This window comes from Carboxylicivirga agarovorans (genome assembly GCF_050589845.1).
GTDB lineage: Bacteria > Bacteroidota > Bacteroidia > Bacteroidales > Marinilabiliaceae > Carboxylicivirga > Carboxylicivirga agarovorans.
Genome location: NZ_JBNGPA010000018.1, coordinates 81621 through 100051, shown reverse-complemented (window position 1 = coordinate 100051; position 18431 = coordinate 81621). Strand labels below are relative to the sequence as shown.

At 39.5% G+C, this 18431-nt stretch carries 14 protein-coding genes; 4 read left to right on the top strand and 10 right to left on the bottom strand.

Translation table 11 applies throughout. The features are described from left to right. Window positions 1–176: 176 nt before the first annotated feature. The 3 genes from ACRD69_RS16775 (at window position 177) to ACRD69_RS16765 (ending at window position 1856) form a co-directional block, all read left to right on the top strand. The gene (locus ACRD69_RS16775; RefSeq protein WP_430816275.1) at window positions 177–821 is read left to right on the top strand and encodes a Crp/Fnr family transcriptional regulator; all 645 of its coding nucleotides are present in this window, start codon (window positions 177–179) and stop codon (window positions 819–821) included. Window positions 822–841: 20 nt separating this feature from the next. Further along, a complete protein-coding gene (locus ACRD69_RS16770; protein WP_430816274.1) occupies window positions 842–1036 on the top strand; it encodes a hypothetical protein in 195 nt (64 codons plus the stop codon). Window positions 1037–1127: 91 nt separating this feature from the next. Beyond that, window positions 1128–1856, top strand: a complete 729-nt coding sequence (locus ACRD69_RS16765; protein ID WP_430816273.1) for an SOS response-associated peptidase — start codon at window positions 1128–1130, stop codon at window positions 1854–1856. Here ACRD69_RS16765 and ACRD69_RS16760 read toward each other — a convergent pair. From ACRD69_RS16760 to ACRD69_RS16715, 10 genes are all read right to left on the bottom strand, one after another. After that, entirely contained in the window at window positions 1853–2197 is a 345-nt protein-coding gene (locus ACRD69_RS16760) for a TM2 domain-containing protein (RefSeq protein ID WP_430816272.1), read from the bottom strand. The genes ACRD69_RS16765 and ACRD69_RS16760 overlap by 4 nt on opposite strands. Before the next feature lie 10 nt (window positions 2198–2207). Beyond that, complete coding sequence (locus tag ACRD69_RS16755; RefSeq protein ID WP_430816271.1) at window positions 2208–2507, bottom strand: DUF2752 domain-containing protein; 300 nt, start codon at window positions 2505–2507, stop codon at window positions 2208–2210. 240 nt (window positions 2508–2747) lie between these two features. Further along, window positions 2748–4106 (bottom strand): peptidylprolyl isomerase, encoded by a 1359-nt coding sequence (locus ACRD69_RS16750; RefSeq protein WP_430816270.1) that lies wholly within the window; start codon window positions 4104–4106, stop codon window positions 2748–2750. A 318-nt stretch (window positions 4107–4424) separates the two neighbouring features. Further along, window positions 4425–5285: a hypothetical protein gene (locus ACRD69_RS16745; RefSeq protein WP_430816269.1), complete on the bottom strand. Its 861-nt coding sequence runs from the start codon at window positions 5283–5285 to the stop codon at window positions 4425–4427. 37 nt (window positions 5286–5322) lie between these two features. Beyond that, the gene (locus ACRD69_RS16740) at window positions 5323–7233 is read right to left on the bottom strand and encodes a peptidylprolyl isomerase (protein WP_430816268.1); all 1911 of its coding nucleotides are present in this window, start codon (window positions 7231–7233) and stop codon (window positions 5323–5325) included. Between the two features lie 160 nt (window positions 7234–7393). Next, window positions 7394–8713: a DUF3472 domain-containing protein gene (locus ACRD69_RS16735; RefSeq protein ID WP_430816267.1), complete on the bottom strand. Its 1320-nt coding sequence runs from the start codon at window positions 8711–8713 to the stop codon at window positions 7394–7396. Window positions 8714–8810: 97 nt separating this feature from the next. After that, window positions 8811–10301: a Gfo/Idh/MocA family protein gene (locus tag ACRD69_RS16730; RefSeq protein ID WP_430816266.1), complete on the bottom strand. Its 1491-nt coding sequence runs from the start codon at window positions 10299–10301 to the stop codon at window positions 8811–8813. A 94-nt stretch (window positions 10302–10395) separates the two neighbouring features. After that, window positions 10396–12102, bottom strand: coding sequence for a RagB/SusD family nutrient uptake outer membrane protein (locus ACRD69_RS16725; RefSeq protein ID WP_430816265.1), 1707 nt, complete (start codon window positions 12100–12102; stop codon window positions 10396–10398). Between the two features lie 13 nt (window positions 12103–12115). Continuing rightward, window positions 12116–15373 (bottom strand): TonB-dependent receptor, encoded by a 3258-nt coding sequence (locus ACRD69_RS16720; RefSeq protein ID WP_430816264.1) that lies wholly within the window; start codon window positions 15371–15373, stop codon window positions 12116–12118. A gap of 72 nt (window positions 15374–15445) precedes the next feature. Next, window positions 15446–16456 (bottom strand): FecR family protein, encoded by a 1011-nt coding sequence (locus ACRD69_RS16715; RefSeq protein WP_430816263.1) that lies wholly within the window; start codon window positions 16454–16456, stop codon window positions 15446–15448. Between the two features lie 311 nt (window positions 16457–16767). On the opposite strand from ACRD69_RS16715, the gene ACRD69_RS16710 reads away from it, so the two are divergent. Then, window positions 16768–18381, top strand: coding sequence for an ABC-F family ATP-binding cassette domain-containing protein (locus ACRD69_RS16710; protein WP_430816262.1), 1614 nt, complete (start codon window positions 16768–16770; stop codon window positions 18379–18381). Window positions 18382–18431: the final 50 nt, after the last annotated feature.

The window sequence follows — 18431 nt, the reverse complement described above, 5'->3', positions numbered from 1 at the left end:
TCCATAGTGGTTTCCTTTTTTTATTTCAAAAAAGCCATTCCCTTGTCACCCATTTCAACCATTGAGGTGTCTATATCAATACAAAAGGTTTAAGTTAAGAGGTGCTCATCTGGCGATATCAAGTGCCTCTTTCTTTAAATTCTACCCTTAAAAACAAATCTGAAAAATGGAGTAAAATGGAAAGTGTGATGAATAACAGCAGTCAGGCATTCACTTCGTTTGACAAATGTTCGATGTTCCAGACTGGTGAAATTGTATACAATGCCAACAGTAAAGCTAAAACGGCTTACCTTGTAAAAAAAGGTATGGTTAAACTATACAGCGTAGGTGCCAAAGGAAATAAACAAATAGTACGCATGGTACGTGAGGGAGAAATTGTTGGCTATTATTCTCAATTTACTAATGAACCAGAGATCACTGGTTGTGAGTGCATGGTTAACTCTATCCTTTGCGAGCTATCGGACAACAGTTTGCAGAATGCTTTTAAAACTGACAGCAACCTGGCATTTATGATGCTTCAGAAGGCTTGCACAGAAATAAAAGAAGCCTGCACATCAATAATTGATATGAGTCAGAAAACCGTTCGAGGCAGAGCTGCAAATATTTTAGTTAAGCAAATGGAGCTGTTTGAAGTTGAAGAAGGTCATGACTTTCCTATTCGCATATCACGCACAGACATGGCCAATTGGATTGGCACTTCCAAAGAATCAGTAAGTCGCTCTCTTAATGATTTCTTGCGTGAAAAACTGATCGATATGAATAAGGAAACAATCAAGATCCTTAATCTAAGAGGATTAAAGCGCGTAAGTATTATCAGTTAGTTATTGGTTAAAAGCAGATCATGAACACATATTACCTGGATTATAAATTATCAAAAAGCGGCATTCGCACCATTCATAAAGCAGGCTGCCATGCAATGCCTAAAATTGACTCCTGCCTGCTTTTAGGGGAGTTTTATTCATCCAGTGGTCTATACAATTATACGACAGACCAATTTCCACAATGGCGAATAGAAAAGTGTCAATGTTGTGAATAGAATCAGAATCCGCCAAATGGGCGGATTTTTTTTATATGTGACCATATCAACAATTATAATTACACATCTGTTAGTAAGATAAACTAAACAGATGTGTTACACTGCAAAATACCTGCTTGAGAAAGCACTGAAGAGAGCCAGGCATTATGGTGTGAAAGAGGATATTGTACGTTATGAGGAAGAATTAAGGAATTTCAAAGATTTTGAGAAAGTTTCGGGCTTTACTCACCCTGAAATTATTATTTACACCAATCAAGAGCCCTACCACCCTGTTCTTTCATATTGGGGATTAATTCCGCACTGGATAAAAGATTTAAACCAGGCACATGACATCTGGAATAAAACCTTAAATGCAAGAGCAGAAAGCTTGTTTGACAAGCCTTCATTCAGAGATTCGGCCACTCATAAACGTTGCTTAATACCAGTTGCCGGGTTTTATGAATACCATCATCAAAATAAAACAACCATTCCCTATTACATTACATCGAAGGATGATGAACCGCTGATGCTTGCAGGCTTATGGAGTGAATGGTTAAACCCTGATACATACGAAACACTCAACACTTGCAGTATAGTTACTACCTCAGCCAATGCATTGATGGCTAAAATTCATAATAACCCTAAGGTAAAAGAAGCACGTATGCCATTAATACTAAGCGAAGAAAAGCAAGACGTGTGGCTTGAGGCGTCGAGCCGTGAGAGTTTTGTAAGTATAATAAAACCTTACTCCCAGGAAAAGATGAAAGCTACCAGGTACAAGGATATAAAAAAAGCTCCACAAACCGGAGCTTTACCTTTTAACTTCGATGATGATAATTAGTTAATCAACACCTTAATTTCACGAGCTACCTGCTGATTGTGTTCAAAAGCAAGGTTTTTATGATTAACCAAATCCACAATGGTTCCAATAAAGCATAAACCGGCAGTAAAGAAATATAGTATTCCCATTCCTATGTGATTAATAAAAAAGCGGTGAATACCAGCAAAACCAAAGAATCCTAGTAAAGCGGTCAATAATATTGTTTGCGGATCTTTGCGACGACCACGATAGATAAGAATAAAATTTTGTGCTTGCTCTTCATTCATATCTTTTAAAAGAGAATCAAGAAAAATAGCTTCTTCTCCTTCTACTTCTGGCAATAAGGTGTAAATTTTGTTCATAGCATCTATTTTATGTTGTAAAGTTTATATCTTTTTTCAATAACTTAAAAACTCTGTATAGCAAGACAATCACAGCCAGTAAGGCCAATGGATGAGAATGCCACGAATTAACAAATTGCCCATGAAACAGGAAGGTAATACTACGACCTAAGCCACAACCAGGGCAAAAATCAAAACCCAGATTTTTAAATATACAAAGAGTGTAATGCGTTGCCTTATCAGGTGAAGATAACGCTAGTGAAACAAGGGCGATTAACCAGAAATAAGCTTCTAAATGGGAGTTTCTATACTTATAGGTTACTCGTTTCACACTTCACTTGATTGCAATAACCAAAAATAGTGATTTTTCTGAGTTGATAATAATATAACGCCCAGTTTTTAATGATTCTATGCTTGCAATCGCATTTTTAGTTTAAAAAAGATAAACAAGCCATGAATTTATTACCGGTATGAAGTTTTATGAATGAACAATATATCAAACCATTAAACGCTATACAAAAAAAGCTCCGAAACATAAATGCCTCGGAGCTTAATACTATCATATAATGACTTATTTCTTAACCCAGTTGTCATATTCAAATTCGCAGTTCACCCAATTTTTATCGATCGTAATATAGGTTTCGGCCTGCTTATCCTTAATCCACTTGTCTAAGGTTTCCTGCCGCATGCTGTTTTCCAGCATTGACTGAAGTAACTGGTAGTCTTCCTTAAGGTTAGCCTTATGCGGGTCTGATTTACGCTTTAGCTTGATCAACCTGAAGGTTTCCTTTCCTTTGCGCTCATCCAACATGAAAAATGATGGTGAGATATCTCCTTCTTCCATGGTTTGCAGCTCTTTGTTGATGGCTACAGGAATCTGGCCCATTTCAAATTTAGAGGTACCGGTTTGTGGATTGACCATCTGTCCACCACTTGTTCGCGAATCCTTATCCATTGAAAAACGTAAGGCAGCCTCTTCAAATGACATTGTTCCATCGGTAATTAAACCACGGATGGTATCCAAACTGGCCTGGGCTTCCTTTTTCGCATCTTCAGTAACCTTTGGTTTAATAAGGATGTGGCGACAGTTGATACGCTCTCCTTTACGGTCAATTAGCTGGATGATGTGAAAACCAAATTCAGTTTCAACAATCTTTGACACCTTCTTTTTATCCTGCAGGTTAAATGCAACACTGGCAAATTCAGGTACTAAACCTGAACGTGGCATCCAGCCTAACTCTCCTCCTCGTGTTGCCGATCCTTTATCTTCAGAGTAAAGCACTGCCAGGGTAGCAAAATCACGTCCTTCATTAACCTGCTTTTGGAAATCGCGCAACTGCGCTTTCACACGGTCTATTTCTTTTTGTTCAACCCGTGGATGCAGCACAATTTGTTGTAACTCGAATTGAGTTGGCACCATTGGCAAACTATCTTTAGGCAGGTTACGGTAATAACCCCTGATGTCGGCGGGTGTAACATTAATGTCTTTGGTAATCTCCTGCTGCATGCGTTGAGTCAGCATTTGCGTGCGAACCATCTCCATTTGATCACGCTTTATTTGCAACAGTGACTTGTTAAAATATTCTTCCAGCTTTTCTTTGTCTCCAATTTGCTGAATAAAGTAGTTGATACGTTGGTCAACCTGGTTAACCACCTCGTTTTCTCCAACTTCAACACTATCAAGCTTGGCCTGGTTCAATAATAATTTACTGATCAGAGCTTGCTCAAACAGGTGACACTTTAAATCCCCCTGATAGTTAGCGCCTTCTACTAATGCTTGCTCATATTGGTGTTCAATATCAGATTTCAGAATGGCGTTATCTCCAACTACTGCAATTACCTCATCAATAACGTTAGTTTGGGCCTGCAGTGTGTTGAAAGAAAAAAATATTGAAAGTAGTAATGTACTTATCTTAATGAATTGCTTCATATTCAGTAATTTCTTATTCTTTATCATCTTATCATTCAGATGCATTGCCTGTTTATTATCTCTCCAATAATAATGCATCATTCAAGGCAAATGCAAACCTACATAATTTTTTGCTCCTATTGTAAATTGTTAATCAATTTTTAGTGCCTAACAGGTTTATGTTTTCAATGCTATCCAGTTTTTTGCACTTTAATCAGCTTAAATATGTGAATCCGATCGTAAGACCCGTGATCATTATGCCATGTAAGTTACATATATGCTTGCTATGTGTGAATATTACTATTCAACTCAAAGACTGAATCACTATCAGGGGATGTATTAATAAAAAGTAATGTTCTTGTTTTTTAATGCTTCTTCGTACAGATCACTTTCTAACTGCTTTATAAATTCAAGGCGTTTCTTATTGAGCAGGATGGCTTTAATTTTTGACTCTACAAATTCAAGCGGAGCCACTTCATTACTCAACTGAAATTCCTTAATAGAAAGGAAATACTGATACAAAGAATCAGTTGTATGGTGATAAGAATTGTTTTTGATGAATCGCTCTGTTCTGTTGATACTTTCAGGTAAACGCTTGTTTATTTCATCAAAAGTCAGCCAGTGATCAAGAAACACCTCATATTTTTTTGCATTTTGAAAACAGTAAGCCTCTAACTTTACAATATCTTCAGAATCATCTGAACGATACCATTTTTTTAAGTCATCAATATTAGGTGCTGATTGCGGAACAATAACAAATACCCCTTTAATAATGGGTTCAGATAATTTAAAATTATCCTCCATTTCGGTGTAGTAGTTTCTAATCTCAGAACCAGTTATCAGCGGACTATACTTTTGTTCCAGCATCTTTTGCTGATACTGGTGAATGAGCAAGGAACGACGATATTCCTCCATCAATGCTGCCACATCCTTCTCTTCAGGCGTCAGGTTCAGTTCTGCTTTACCCAATAAAAGTTCAGAGCGAATCCAGCGGTTAATATAATCCTGTGCAAAAATAACACTGTCATCTTTTGACAAACTATTGGGAACAGCGTTGGATAACATGCCTTTGGTTAACACTGTCTGGTTGATTTTAACCAATGGTTCATCTGCTTCCTTTTCGCTATTACTATTACAACCAACAATGGTGATCAAAGCCAAAATAACAAGTACTGATATGCTGTTAGAATATCTTTTCATTCTTAAAATTAATTGATCTTATTTTGGCTAAAATATATTATTGTTCATTAAAAACAAAAGTGTTAAGCTGAGGATTGAATTTTTGCTTTAATCCATCTATCCAATTACGTTCCAGTTCTTCCTGATAATCTGAAATTACCCGGCCACGAACTTCAGTTAATGGCTGAATGCTTTTTTCCTTTTTCACTCCTAAAGGTAATAAATAAGGATATGTAGAATCAATAGCTGCACCCTTCTTTTTCCATATCTGAGCATCTAACATAGGTTCATCGCCATTAAAAAAGCGGCCTTCTTTTACTTTTATGTTTTCTGCCAATGACGGAGCAAGGGAATCAATCTGCATTTCAGGGTTTTTCTTCACTACTTTTTTCAATTGCTTATACGTCTGTTTATCTTTACAATAAAGCAGGCGTCCGTTAAAATGCTCCTCTAATATGTAGTCGTTCTTATGCTCTTCATAATATCGCACCAAACCGGTGCTATCATTTGATGCCTTGTTCCAGACCTCCCTTTGGCTAATTTCAAATATTAACAGACCGTCATGGTATTCATTCATCAAAAACCTAAACTCAGGATACTTACTTTCCAGCCTTGCTTTTTCATACTCAATTAACTTGTTATCAATATAATCGTTCCATATCTGGCTAAAATTAGCCGGTGTTAATCCGGCAGATGGAATATTGAAAGGAAACGCTTCATTTGCCAGGTCAGATGAGCTTATTACCTGATCATCAAAGGAAGCCGGTTGCAGTGCTGCACTGCTAAGCTCAGCGATCAATGCTTCTTTTCCAGTTGCGCTGGCTTTAATAACCAATGATTCTAATTGCGCATAGTCCGATTCATTAACGGTATAAGTATATTCCTCTTTTAAGCGATCAATGGTGGCTTTTTTCCCTGCAAAAGCCCTTTCATCACGCTTTATTTTCTGCATAATTTCTTCGCGACACTCATCAAGTGGTTTTACTGGTCGTACATCGATACGCTTAATAATATGCCATCCAAATTGTGTTTTTACAGGTTCAGATATATCACCGTTATTGTTCAGAGCAAAGGCAGCATCACTAAATTCAGGAACCATTCGTCCGGTTCCAAACCATGGCAATTTACCGTTGTTGGCAACTGTTTGTTTATCGTCTGAAAACTGAGCTACCATGGCATTGAAAGATTCTCCATTCATTAGTTTCCTGTAGATGGAATCAATCGCTATTTTTGACTGGTTTTGAACTGTCGGATTGGCCCGATAAGGAAACGCTTTCATGATATGCGCTACCAGTATTTCGCCTTTATTTTTTCGCTTATCGTGTACTTTGATCAGGTGATATCCAAAAGCCGTACGGGTAATTTCTGACACCTGTCCTACAGGGGTACTATATGCAGCTTTTTCAAAAGGATAAACCATCATGAAAGCTCCGAAATATCCCAGATGTCCCTTATTAGGGGCCGAAGGACCTTCTGACAGCTCCATCGCCAGCTTCCCGAAATCTTCGCCATTATCAAGTCTTGTTTTGATATCTGCAATTTTTTGATAGGCCTTTAGAGTATCCTGAGGTGTTGGTGATTTGTCAAGCTCAATTAATATGTGAGAGGCATCCACTTCATACATCATATGCTCATATGCTTCCTTTACCACCTCATCTGTTGCTTTCTTATCGGTCAGGTATGGTTTAGCCAGTTCATTTCGATAATATTCCAACTCCCTTTTAAAGGATGGGACAGTATCATACCCCTGGGCAATAGCCTCTTCAACCTTAAGCTTGTAGTTTACGAACAAGTTAACGTATTCGTTCTTACTAACCGGCTCTTGAGTGAGAGAGTTGTTTTTATTGTAAATGTAGTTAAACTCTTCAAGTGAATATTTTTTATCACCAATGGTCAAAACTGTTGTGTCCTGAGCTACGACTCTGCCAGCTATAAGTGCAAATAGTAGAAAACTTAATAATCGAATCATTCTTTAAATCCCTAAATTGTTAATCTCGTTTTACAAACGCATGTAAAAATAGTTTATTATGGCAAAATGATGGAATAATGCATAAAGAAAGTAAAATCCCCGGCTGTTAACTGAAGCAACAACCGGGGATCATTCATTATAAATACTAATGCATGTGCCTTTAAGGGAGGCTATTAAAATCTATCACCGGCTGAACACCAAGGGCGTTTCGTTTATGGTAGCTGTCTATCTGGGTGGTTTCATTAAAAAAACCACAATTACGCATAAAGAATATGCCGTTCTCTACTCCTCCTGCATAATCCATTCGCGATTCTTTTCGGGCCGTAGCATCGGCTGTAAACTTCGCTTCTGTCATCTCATACCAGTTACCTTTGGTATCATACACCCATTGATTGTTGTAGTATGCTTTTCGGCTTAGGGCACCTGTTTCGGTATGAAAATTCTCAAGAAATGAATATTGACTGGTTAACCATGTTTGGATTTTTGGTCGCTTGAAGCTGGCAATAAGTTTCCAGTCATCCAATTCGGGGCCCTTAAACCAGGCCGTATATTGTGTGTAACCATCATCCAGCGGTGTTCCCTTTAACAAAAACTGATAGGTATTTCCTGTAATCCAGTTGTACTTCCAGTAACTCTGGCCACCTGATCCTTCATTGCCAAATTCACCGGTAGTTACTCCATCACCTTTGCGAACCAGTTTAATCTTATCTTCATCCGGTATCGAAGATGGGTCATCGGTATGATAAGGACTCCATACAGAAAACAATACGCGGCGTTCCACATCAGAGTTAACCTGAAAACCGAAATAACCTTCACCAAATCCGTTGGCCATGTAATATGAACCTATTACATCTTCGCCTTCCGGCACTGTTATTTCATTATAGAAATACTCAATATCAGAAGCCTGTTCAGGCACTTTGTAGCTTAAGTGAACGGATGGACCACGACGTCCCCAGTAATATTCTTCATTCACATAATACATCTTGCCCGATGTCGCTTCACCTCCAAGTGTTACATCCTTTATTTCGGCAAATGTGCCACCTTCTTTTGACAGACCTTCCACTTCAACATAGTGATAGCCCGGCTCTGTCACTTCAAAAGTCCCTGCAAAATGATTGCGTAAATCCTTTCCGGAAATACTAAGCTCCTTTGCATCATCATTCACAGTAATTTTAAGCACAGAAACACCTGAATTCACCTTTGCATTAATACCGACATGCAGTGAACCAGCTTTAGGTAACTTAAAGTAAATACGATACTTATCTGATTTATCGCTCCAACTTTTGATGCCTTCATCAGCGATCGTCTGACTGCCTTTGAATGGGTTATCAACGACCCAGGTATTGCCGCCGGCAGGCACCCGGATATTCATTGCGGGAATATTCTCCGTTTCCGATTCTTGTTCGTCTTTACTGCAGCTTGTACATCCAATCAGGAGCATACAAACGGCAACAAAGAGCATGTATGATGCTATTCTCATAAAATTTAATTATTAAGACCTTTTCAACAACGGCCCTATCAATGATCAATAGAGCCGTTGCAAATCAAGTAAATTAGTTAATTGATAAAACTGAATACTATCCGACTGACAATTGCTTATCAGAATCAGCTTTTTTAAGATTGCGAACGCCGGTTGTACCACCACCTTTCAGTGTTAGCTCCAGCGGCTTATTGGTTTTCCATTTACCGCGCGTAAAGTCAGGTATTGTAATAGGCTTAGAACCATTAGCAATTGACCATTCACTCAATGGTGTAATGCAACTCCAGGCAGCGGCATCGTATACATCCATGTCCATTGGCAAGCCATTGCGCAGGCAGTCAATTAAACGCCAATCCATCATAAAGTCCATTCCGCCATGGCCACCAACCTGTTTGGCCATTTCTCCAATACGTTTTACAATTTCTGGTGTATACTTTTTCCACAACTCTTTCATTTTAGCGTCATCGGCCACATCATGACCAAAAGCAATGTGTTGCAACGGCCACTTTTGCGCAAAACATTTCGTACCGCTCAACATATGAATGCGCGAATACGGACGAGGTGAGCTGATATCATGCTGTATCATCATGGTACGGCCTTTAACGGTGCGTATCATCTGCATATCCATGTTACCGCGCATTTCTTTGCCGATGAATTGTTGCAGATCAGGTCGATCAGGAGCAAGCTCCTTAATGCGATTAGCCAAAGTAAAATCGTCCGACATCATGGCTGTAAGGTAATCCATCCTGTCGCCACGGTTAATATCCATGGCCTGACATATCGGACCTAAACCATGAGTAGGATAAACGTTGGCCTTACGGGTATTTTCGTGCAATCGCCATAGTTTGTCATAAGCACCGTCACCCCGAGGTTTGTCGTCCTGTGGTTTATTGAAATGCCAGTAATCTAAATCGTGAATATATGCACCCTCACCATGAACCAGATCACCAAAAGCACCCTGACGAGCCATATTCAATGTCAGCAGCTCAAAGAAATCATAACAACAATTTTCCAGAATAACGCAGTGTTTCTTAGTTTGCTCCGAGACCTCAACCATTTCCCAGCATTCGTCCATTGTTTTGGCTGTTGATACCTCGACAGCTGCATGACTGCCTCCGCGCATAGCTGCCAGCGCAACCGGTACATGCCATTCCCAGGGAGTAGCAATGTAAACCAGATCAACCAAACCACTATCACATAAAGCTTTAAAAGCAGTATCACTACCCGTGAATTCCTTGGCTTTTGGCAAACCAGCTTTAGCCAATGAAGCTTGTGCACCATCAATAGCCGCCTGCCGAGTATCGCAAAGGGCGGTTACTTCAACACCCTCAATAAAACCCATTCGATCAACAGCTCCAATCCCCCTGTCACCAATTCCTACAAAACCCACACGGACCTTATCAAGTTTAGGTGCAGCATAACCGCACATGTTAAATTCCATTTCAGGCACGCGCTCTGCGTTTTCACGTATATAAGCAACTGCTTCTTTCTCTTTAGGACGTGTATTACATCCTGCCAGTGGAGCTGCAGCAGCAACACCTGCCCCCAGCGCCATATTCTTTAAAAATGATCGTCTGTCTGATCCCATAATTATGTTATTTGCTACTTTATTGTTGCACAGAAAAATGTTAGTATCAATTAAAAGGCGACAATATTTATCGCCTTTTAATTACATATCTAATCTACGGATTTTGCTGTAAATCGCCCGGATAACGGTCTATTTCAAGCTGTGGAATGTACTCTACAATGGCATTATCATTAGGAGTAACAGTCATTTTCACAACATTATCGGCTCCACGATCATGTGTTCCCGGGTAATGACGGTCCAGAGTTAATCCATTGCGGAAGATGTCAAACTTACGGTGACCTTCAAACATCAACTCCATGCGACGTTCCTCAAGTACAAGGTCAAGAACTGTTTTACCAAGAGGCAAATTATCGATATCCCAGGTTGGTATACCCGCCCTTTGACGCAGGACATTAATGTCGCTAAGAGCTAAATCTCCATTACCTTGTTTGGCATATCCTTCAGCACGGTTCAGGTACATTTCGGCCAAACGTGAGATGGACGGCGACCAAAGGTGAGCCTGCCCCTGTTGCTTTGAACACTTCAATACATAGTACTTTGGATAGCCCTGACGGGTTTGCATCATACGCTCAATATCAACATACTGCTTTTCACCTTTCCAGGTAATGAAATATTTGGTTTCACCTTCTACTTCTTCTGTTTCAACATGCGTACCTGAAATATTTTCATCAGGTTCCGCCAACTTCCACTGCCCTGCATCATCAACCACCAAACCGGTTCTGAAGTATGATTTAATATGGCTTCCATCTTCTACCTCTTCAACAAAAATGTACCACATCGGATTCTTCACTACAATTGTTTGTCCACCTTCAGTGTAGCTTGCTTCAGACTCGTATTGAGGTTCGATAAATTTAATACGCTGATCCTCCGGATTCTGATTCAACAAGTCGCGAATAGGTTTAGATGCATACATTTCGCCCCAACCTGCACCATCAACATTCGCATACATACTTCCAACAGTATACCATCCGTTGTATAGATAATCTTCGTCCTTTACAAACTTCACTGCCATGATATTCTCAGTATTTTCATCGGGCGAATAGGTGAAATAGTTGGAGATATCTGAATTTCCAAGCAAGGTAAATCGACCGGAATCCATTACATCAGTGGCATATTTAATGGCATTTTCATTATCACCCATGTATAAATAAACGCGAGACAGTAAAGCCTGGGCAGCCTCTTTAGTAGCATAGATGCTTGCCTTATCCTCAGACATCAGATCAATTGCAGCCAGTAAATCTTTAACGATTTGATCATATACCTCTTTCACAGTTGCCCGTGCCGGTGTGTCGTCAGGATCTGACGTTAGCTTTAAAGGCACTGCCAGGTTGGTTTCGGGACTTTGAGCATATGGTCGGCCAAAAGTATTGGTTAAAGTCAGGTATAAAAATGCTCTCAGGTAATGGTCCTCTCCCAATATCTGATCTAATTCAGGAGAAACACCTGTTTCATTAGATTCAATCAAACGATTGAGTGTTACAATTATTAAATATGACTTTTCCCACAAACGCTGAGTATGATAGTTATCAATTACGCGGTTGTAATTATATAAGTTCATTAAGCGATCAGAAGTTGTGCCTGATAATGCAATATTATCACCACCAAACTCAGGCACATAATGGTATGGCTTATAAAAATACTCTTCTTTCAGATAGGCATAGCAACCATTGGTAACTGCAGCTAAACCATCGGGTCCTGTTACCTCCTCACTGGAAACCGAATCGTAAGGAATGGTTTCCACTTCACAACCTGTATTGAATAACAGAAGTGCTGACAATACAATTAATATATAATTTTTCATTTTCATAGACTTTTTAGAATTCGATATTAAGACCAAACACAATGCGCTTCGTTAAAGGATAGAATGAACCATCAGCATCTCCATCTTCACCAACTTCAGGATCCATACCAGAGAAATCTGTAATTGTAAACAGGTTTTCGCCACTCACTGATAAACGAGCTGACTTAAGTTTAATGCGTTCCAACAGGTTAGCTGGAAGGTTGTACCCCAGCGTCAGGCTACGCATTCTCAGGTAGCTTCCATCTTCAAGATAACGCGATGAAGTTTTGTTAGACATACTGTTACCACCTGCTATTGATTGCGGGTGTGTGGCATTGTCACCAGGTTTCTCCCAACGGCTCCAACCATCATGAAGGTTCATAACATTGTAAGTAGGATAAGCGCCATCAGCATCAAAATACTCACGTGCCTGATGATAGATCTTATTTCCTTTTACAAAACTAAAATTGGCGTTGAGTGAGAAATTCTTGTAGGTCAGGTCAGTTAATAAACCACCAAAGAAATCAGGAGCTGATGATCCGACCAATTGACGTGTCGCTTCGTTCCAGTCAGAAGTTGTTGATACTTCAGTACGATCGGTTTCACCATCGCCATTGTCATCAAACTCTTCTATTTTCTCCCAAAGAGGAGCTCCTGTTTGTGTATCAACACCAACCCATTTACGCATGAAGAACGAGTCCATATCCTCATCTAAAGTCAAGCGTTTATAACCTCTGTCAATCGGCTGGTCTTCAAATACCTCTTTTACCTTATTTCTGTTTAAACCAATATTAAAGTCAGCGTTCCAGCTAAAATCAGTTGTCTTGATTATTTCAGCACCCAGCACTACTTCGATACCTTTGTTTTCAATCGCGCCAACATTCAACCACTGATTCTTAAAACCGTAAACAGCCGTTGATAAAGGCACATTGTGAGTTAAATCAGATGTTTGCTTATTATACCATTCAACAGTTACGTTAAAGCGATCAAACACACGCGCATCCATGGCAATGTTGAAAGACTTTACTTTTTCCCATGTAAACTCATCATTACCCAGTTGATTTGGAAAAGGCACAGGTACACCATTGTATGAATATGTAATAGGATAAATATCCCAGTAACCATAGCGTGTCCCAGGCAGGTTACCAACCTCACCATAACTTGTACGCAGTTTTAAAACATTCACCCAGTTGATATCCTGCATAAATGATTCTTCGCTAAGAGTCCACCCTGCACTAACGGTATAAAAGTTTCCGTATCGCTTGGAAGGACTGAAACTTGAATGTCCATCACGACGAACAGAGAACTGTGCCATATAGCGATTGTTATAAATGTAATTGGCATTAAACAGGTAAGACTGCATTTTCCAATCAGATTTTTGACCACCAATACTTAAGGCTTCACCTGCAACATCCAACACTTCAAAACCACTAGGAATAGACTTTCCTTCTGCATTAAACGCTTCATATAAATAATCGCTATACTCATATCCGACAAAAGCTGTCACATTATGAAGTCCAAATGACTTGTTGTATTTCAATAACTGGTTGGTGTAGCGTGAAGTGGTAAACGTTTGTCCATTGTAAATACGTCCTTTATCACCTTGTCCGGACTGTGATTTAGGATCGGTATATGTCTCGGTAAGGTGCGTATTATAGCCAATATTATTGTTTGATGTAAAGGTCAGGTTGTCGTTAAATTTATAGTCAAAACCAAAGATACCTTTTACACCCAGCTGTTTACCTCTTGCCCAGTTCCACTGTAAATCATACAGGTAGTTGCTGTTATCACGGCCAATCCATTCACTCTCACGACCTGTTTTGATCGAACCATCTTCATTGTATGGATTATCCCAGGGTAAATTGTAGTAGGACTGATATAAACTGCGCTGGCGGTTATCATCATTCCAGTAACTTCCTGAAAGCTTTGCATGTAACTCCAATTTATCATTTATGGTGTAATCAAGGTTAAAACGAGTTGTATAGCGCTCATATTCATAACCACTAACGGCTCCTGTTTCATTGTAGTAATCACCAATGATCGCCGTTCTCACCTTGTCATTTCCCCCCATATAAGAAAAGGTAAAATTCTGGGCAACGCCCGTTTGAGTAGCAAGGTCAATCCAGTCAGTGTCTGTATTTAACAAGTCCTCTGAATAATAATCGGCTTCTGTATTGAACGTACTATGGTAATCGTATAATTGCTGGCTGTTCATCATAGAGAAGTTACCATCATTCAAAGTACTTAACCCAACATTAGCTGAAGCCGTGAACTTGTTCATGCCTTTCTTGGCAGTTTTGGTGGTCACAATTATTACACCATTGGCAGCACGAGACCCGTACAGTGCTGTCGCTGAAGCATCTTTAAGGATAGAGATCGACTCAATTTCACTGGGTGACAGCTGCGAACCCGTTCCTGACACCACACCATCAATCACCCATAGAGGATCAACTGAGCCAGAGAATGAACCTTTACCACGGATACGAATTTTAGGGCTCGATCCCGGACGACCGGATTCGTTAACCACATAAACACCGGAAGCCTTACCTTGCAGAAGCTGTGAGACGCTCGGTGTTGTAGCATCTTTTAGCTCATCACCCGATACCGCCTGTACAGAACCTGTTAGATTTGACTTCTTTTGCGTTCCGTAGGCCACAACAACGACCTCGTCAACTTCTTCATAAGCAGACATTAATGTTATATCAATGTTGCTTTGACCGGCAAAAGCTATTTCCTGGCTTTCCATTCCAATGAAGGAAAAAACAATGGTTTGCGCATCATTCGGCACTTTTAGTTCATAGCGGCCTTCAACATCAGTTATTGTACCCACTGAATTATCTGATTTAAGATAAACAGCGGCCCCCGGTAGCGGATCTCCATTAACATCAACTATCTTGCCTTTAATAACCTTTTCATCTTGTTGAATATCAGACTTAGCTTTAGGAGCAGATGGAGTAATTATTACCAAATCACCTTCCTTAACCGTAAAGTAAATATCTGTTCCCTCGAAAGCCTCTTTCAATACGGACTCAAGCTCTGCATTTCGCTTGGTAATGTTGATCTTTTTGTTGACATCAACAAGGTCTGACTTGTATAAAAAGCGATATGAGCTTTGTTTTTCAATGGCATTAAAAACCTCTTCCAGTGAAGCATTTTTAAGCACTACATTGAGTCTTTCTTGCTGTCGTGCAAATAGATTTGTACTCGACAACAGAATGCCCGCAATCAGCAAAGCTGTGACTTTCCACCTGTTAACAGACGTTAAAGCCCTTTTTAATCTGTTTTTTTTCATAAATTTGTTATTAGTATTAAGAATTATTCTGAGCATCTTTTTCTCCGGCCAGGGATTTGGGTGCTCATTTTTTTAATAATTTTTCTTTGGGGTAATCTTTATTTTCCTACCTGATGACTCAACATTAAAAGGTGTAGCAATAGCAAAATTATTCATCACTGCCCACACAGTTTCTTCATTGATCTCTCCAGTATATTTTTCAAACAACAGACTCTCATCGACTTCTATTTCAACATCATACTGACGCTCGATCTTTTTAACCAATAAGTAAAACGGCATGTCTTTAAAAGTAATTACACCTTGTTTCCATGATGATACTTTATCTGATTTTGCCGTTTCCTTCACTTTAAAAACACCACTCGTTTTATGGTAATAGGCTGTTTCTCCAGGTTTCAGAAAAGTTCCGTTTACCATATTGTTATTCGCACCGGCAAAACGAATTTTTCCTTCATCCAAAACAGTGGTTACCATTTCTTCATCGGGATAACATGATATATCGAAACTCGTACCCAACACTTCAATGTTAATGCTAGCCGTTTTTACAATAAATGGATTTTCTTTATCGTGTTTTACTTTAAAATAGGCCTCTCCTTCTAATTCGAGCTGACGATTAGCACCGGAAAAATTGGATGGTATCCTCAGCCTGGTATCGGCATTAAGCGTAATGTGTGTCCCGTCTGGCAAAGTCAATTCAGACATCTCACCCCTTGGTACATATGTTTCTGTAAAAAGCATTCCTGCATCCTTCACCTGGTTGGTCTGATTCAGCATCATTGCAACACTAGCGATCAACAAGGCGAACATAACTACAGCTGCGACTTTATATATATTTAAGCGCAGGGTCAAATGCCTACTTACCTTATAATCTTCCTTGCTTTTATTGAGCCTGTATAAAAATAAATTCGTATCGCTCTCCTGACTTGCTTCTTTTTCTCCCAGTGATGTTGATACCGCCCAGAGGTTCTTTTGCTTAATAAACTCTTTTTTCAGCTCTCTGTCATTTTCCAAAGCTGTGTAAAAACGTTGCTTTTCACTTTCGCACATTCGGTCAGACAGATATTGTATGATATGTTCTTTGTTCACGTGTATGTTTTTTTCGCCTGTTCAATGGTATAACACGCTACTATCGACTACCCCCCAAAGAAAATTCCTTTTTTTTTAAAAAAACACACAACTTACACCTAAAACCCTCTTTTCATTATACTTATAACTATATTTATTTTTGATCGATTCAGTGTATAATAATAATACCGTCTCCTTAAAAGAGTAATTCCAGGCTCAATATCTTATGTACCACCCCTGACAAATTGATATCACAACCTTTTTTAACATTACGAAAACAGCTATTACAACAATTCTTTCTACTTTTGCGCCCTGAAAAATCAAGTTGCATCATGATTACAGTTTCTGATTTAGCCATTCAGTTTGGCAAAAAACCTTTGTTTTCAGACGTTAACCTTAAGTTTACGCCTGGCAATTGTTATGGATTAATTGGTGCCAATGGCGCCGGCAAATCAACTTTTCTTCGCATTTTATCCGGGGAATTAGATTCTACACGGGGAAATGTCAAGATGGAACCTGGCGAACGTCTGTCTGTACTTAAGCAGGACCACTATGCCTATGATGAATTTACAGTATTAAATACTGTGATGATGGGCCATAAAGAATTGTGGGAGCTGATGCAGGAAAAAGATGCCTTGTACATGAAAGAAGACTTCAGCGAAGAGGATGGTATGAAAGCCGCTAAGCTGGAAGATGAATTTGCTGCAATGGATGGCTGGAATGCCGAAAGTGATGCTGCTGAGCTATTAAGTGGTCTTGGCATTAAAGAAAACCTTCACCACCAGGAAATGAAAAACCTTACAGGAAAAGAGAAAGTTCGTGTTCTTTTGGCACAGGCCCTGTTTGGTAATCCTGATAACCTGCTTCTGGATGAGCCGACCAACGACCTTGACCTTGAAACAGTTCTTTGGTTAGAAAACTATTTGGCCAACTTTGAAAATACAGTGATTGTTGTATCTCACGACCGTCACTTCCTTGATAATGTATGTACAGATATTGTTGACATTGATTTCAACAAAATCCGCATGTTCTCAGGTAACTACAGCTTCTGGTACGAATCGAGCCAGTTGGCAGCCCGTCAGCAAGCGGCACAGAACAAAAAAGCTGAAGAGAAAAAGAAAGAACTTCAGGAGTTTATTTCACGCTTTAGTGCAAACGTTGCAAAAAGTAAACAAACGACTAGTCGTAAAAAGATGTTGGATAAATTGAATGTTACAGAAATTCAGCCATCGACTCGTCGTTATCCTGGTATTATTTTCCAACCTGCCCGTCCTGCGGGTGACCAGATATTACGTGTTGAAAACCTGAGCTACTCTATTGATGGAGAAGTAATGTTCAAAGACGTGACATTTAATATTGAAAAAGATGAGAAAGTAGTTTTCATCTCGCGCGACAACCGTGCAGTTACAGCCTTCTTCCAGATTATTAACGGAGAAAAAGAAGCTCAAACAGGTAACTTTGAATGGGGACAAACCATTACCAGTGCCTACCTTCCAATGGATAACACCGATTTCTTCAAAAAGGAATTAAAGTTATATGATTGGCTGGCGCAGTTTGCCAAAGATACTTCAGAAGACTATATGCGCAGCTTTTTGGGGAAAATGTTATTCTCCAATGATGACATTGAAAAGAAAGCCACGGTACTGTCAGGAGGTGAGAAAATGCGTTGTATGATTGCCCGCATGATGATGGAAGAACCAAACGTATTGATTTTGGATCACCCGACCAACCACCTTGATCTGGAATCCATTCAGGCCTTTAACAACAATATGAAATCTTTCCCCGGACAGATTTTAATGGCATCACATGACCATGAGTTTATTCGTACAACATGTGGACGCGTTATTGAGTTAACACCAAACGGCATTGTTGATAAACTGATGGATTTTGAGGAGTATCTTGCAGATGAAAACATTAAAGCTGTACGCGCAGGCAAATACAATTAAGCACACAACAAACCGATATATTTACAAATAAGGGAAAGGGGTAAAATGTA

What these genes read in the sequence shown, in the direction of transcription:
- ACRD69_RS16775 (WP_430816275.1), top strand. Translation starts at nt 177, where the DNA reads ATGGAAAGTGTGATGAATAACAGCAGTCAGGCATTCACTTCGTTTGAC.
- ACRD69_RS16770 (WP_430816274.1), top strand. Translation starts at nt 842, where the DNA reads ATGAACACATATTACCTGGATTATAAATTATCAAAAAGCGGCATTCGC.
- ACRD69_RS16765 (WP_430816273.1), top strand. Translation starts at nt 1,128, where the DNA reads ATGTGTTACACTGCAAAATACCTGCTTGAGAAAGCACTGAAGAGAGCC.
- ACRD69_RS16760 (WP_430816272.1), bottom strand. Translation starts at nt 2,197, where the DNA reads ATGAACAAAATTTACACCTTATTGCCAGAAGTAGAAGGAGAAGAAGCT.
- ACRD69_RS16750 (WP_430816270.1), bottom strand. Translation starts at nt 4,106, where the DNA reads ATGAAGCAATTCATTAAGATAAGTACATTACTACTTTCAATATTTTTT.
- ACRD69_RS16745 (WP_430816269.1), bottom strand. Translation starts at nt 5,285, where the DNA reads ATGAAAAGATATTCTAACAGCATATCAGTACTTGTTATTTTGGCTTTG.
- ACRD69_RS16740 (WP_430816268.1), bottom strand. Translation starts at nt 7,233, where the DNA reads ATGATTCGATTATTAAGTTTTCTACTATTTGCACTTATAGCTGGCAGA.
- ACRD69_RS16735 (WP_430816267.1), bottom strand. Translation starts at nt 8,713, where the DNA reads ATGAGAATAGCATCATACATGCTCTTTGTTGCCGTTTGTATGCTCCTG.
- ACRD69_RS16730 (WP_430816266.1), bottom strand. Translation starts at nt 10,301, where the DNA reads ATGGGATCAGACAGACGATCATTTTTAAAGAATATGGCGCTGGGGGCA.
- ACRD69_RS16725 (WP_430816265.1), bottom strand. Translation starts at nt 12,102, where the DNA reads ATGAAAAATTATATATTAATTGTATTGTCAGCACTTCTGTTATTCAAT.
- ACRD69_RS16720 (WP_430816264.1), bottom strand. Translation starts at nt 15,373, where the DNA reads ATGAAAAAAAACAGATTAAAAAGGGCTTTAACGTCTGTTAACAGGTGG.
- ACRD69_RS16710 (WP_430816262.1), top strand. Translation starts at nt 16,768, where the DNA reads ATGATTACAGTTTCTGATTTAGCCATTCAGTTTGGCAAAAAACCTTTG.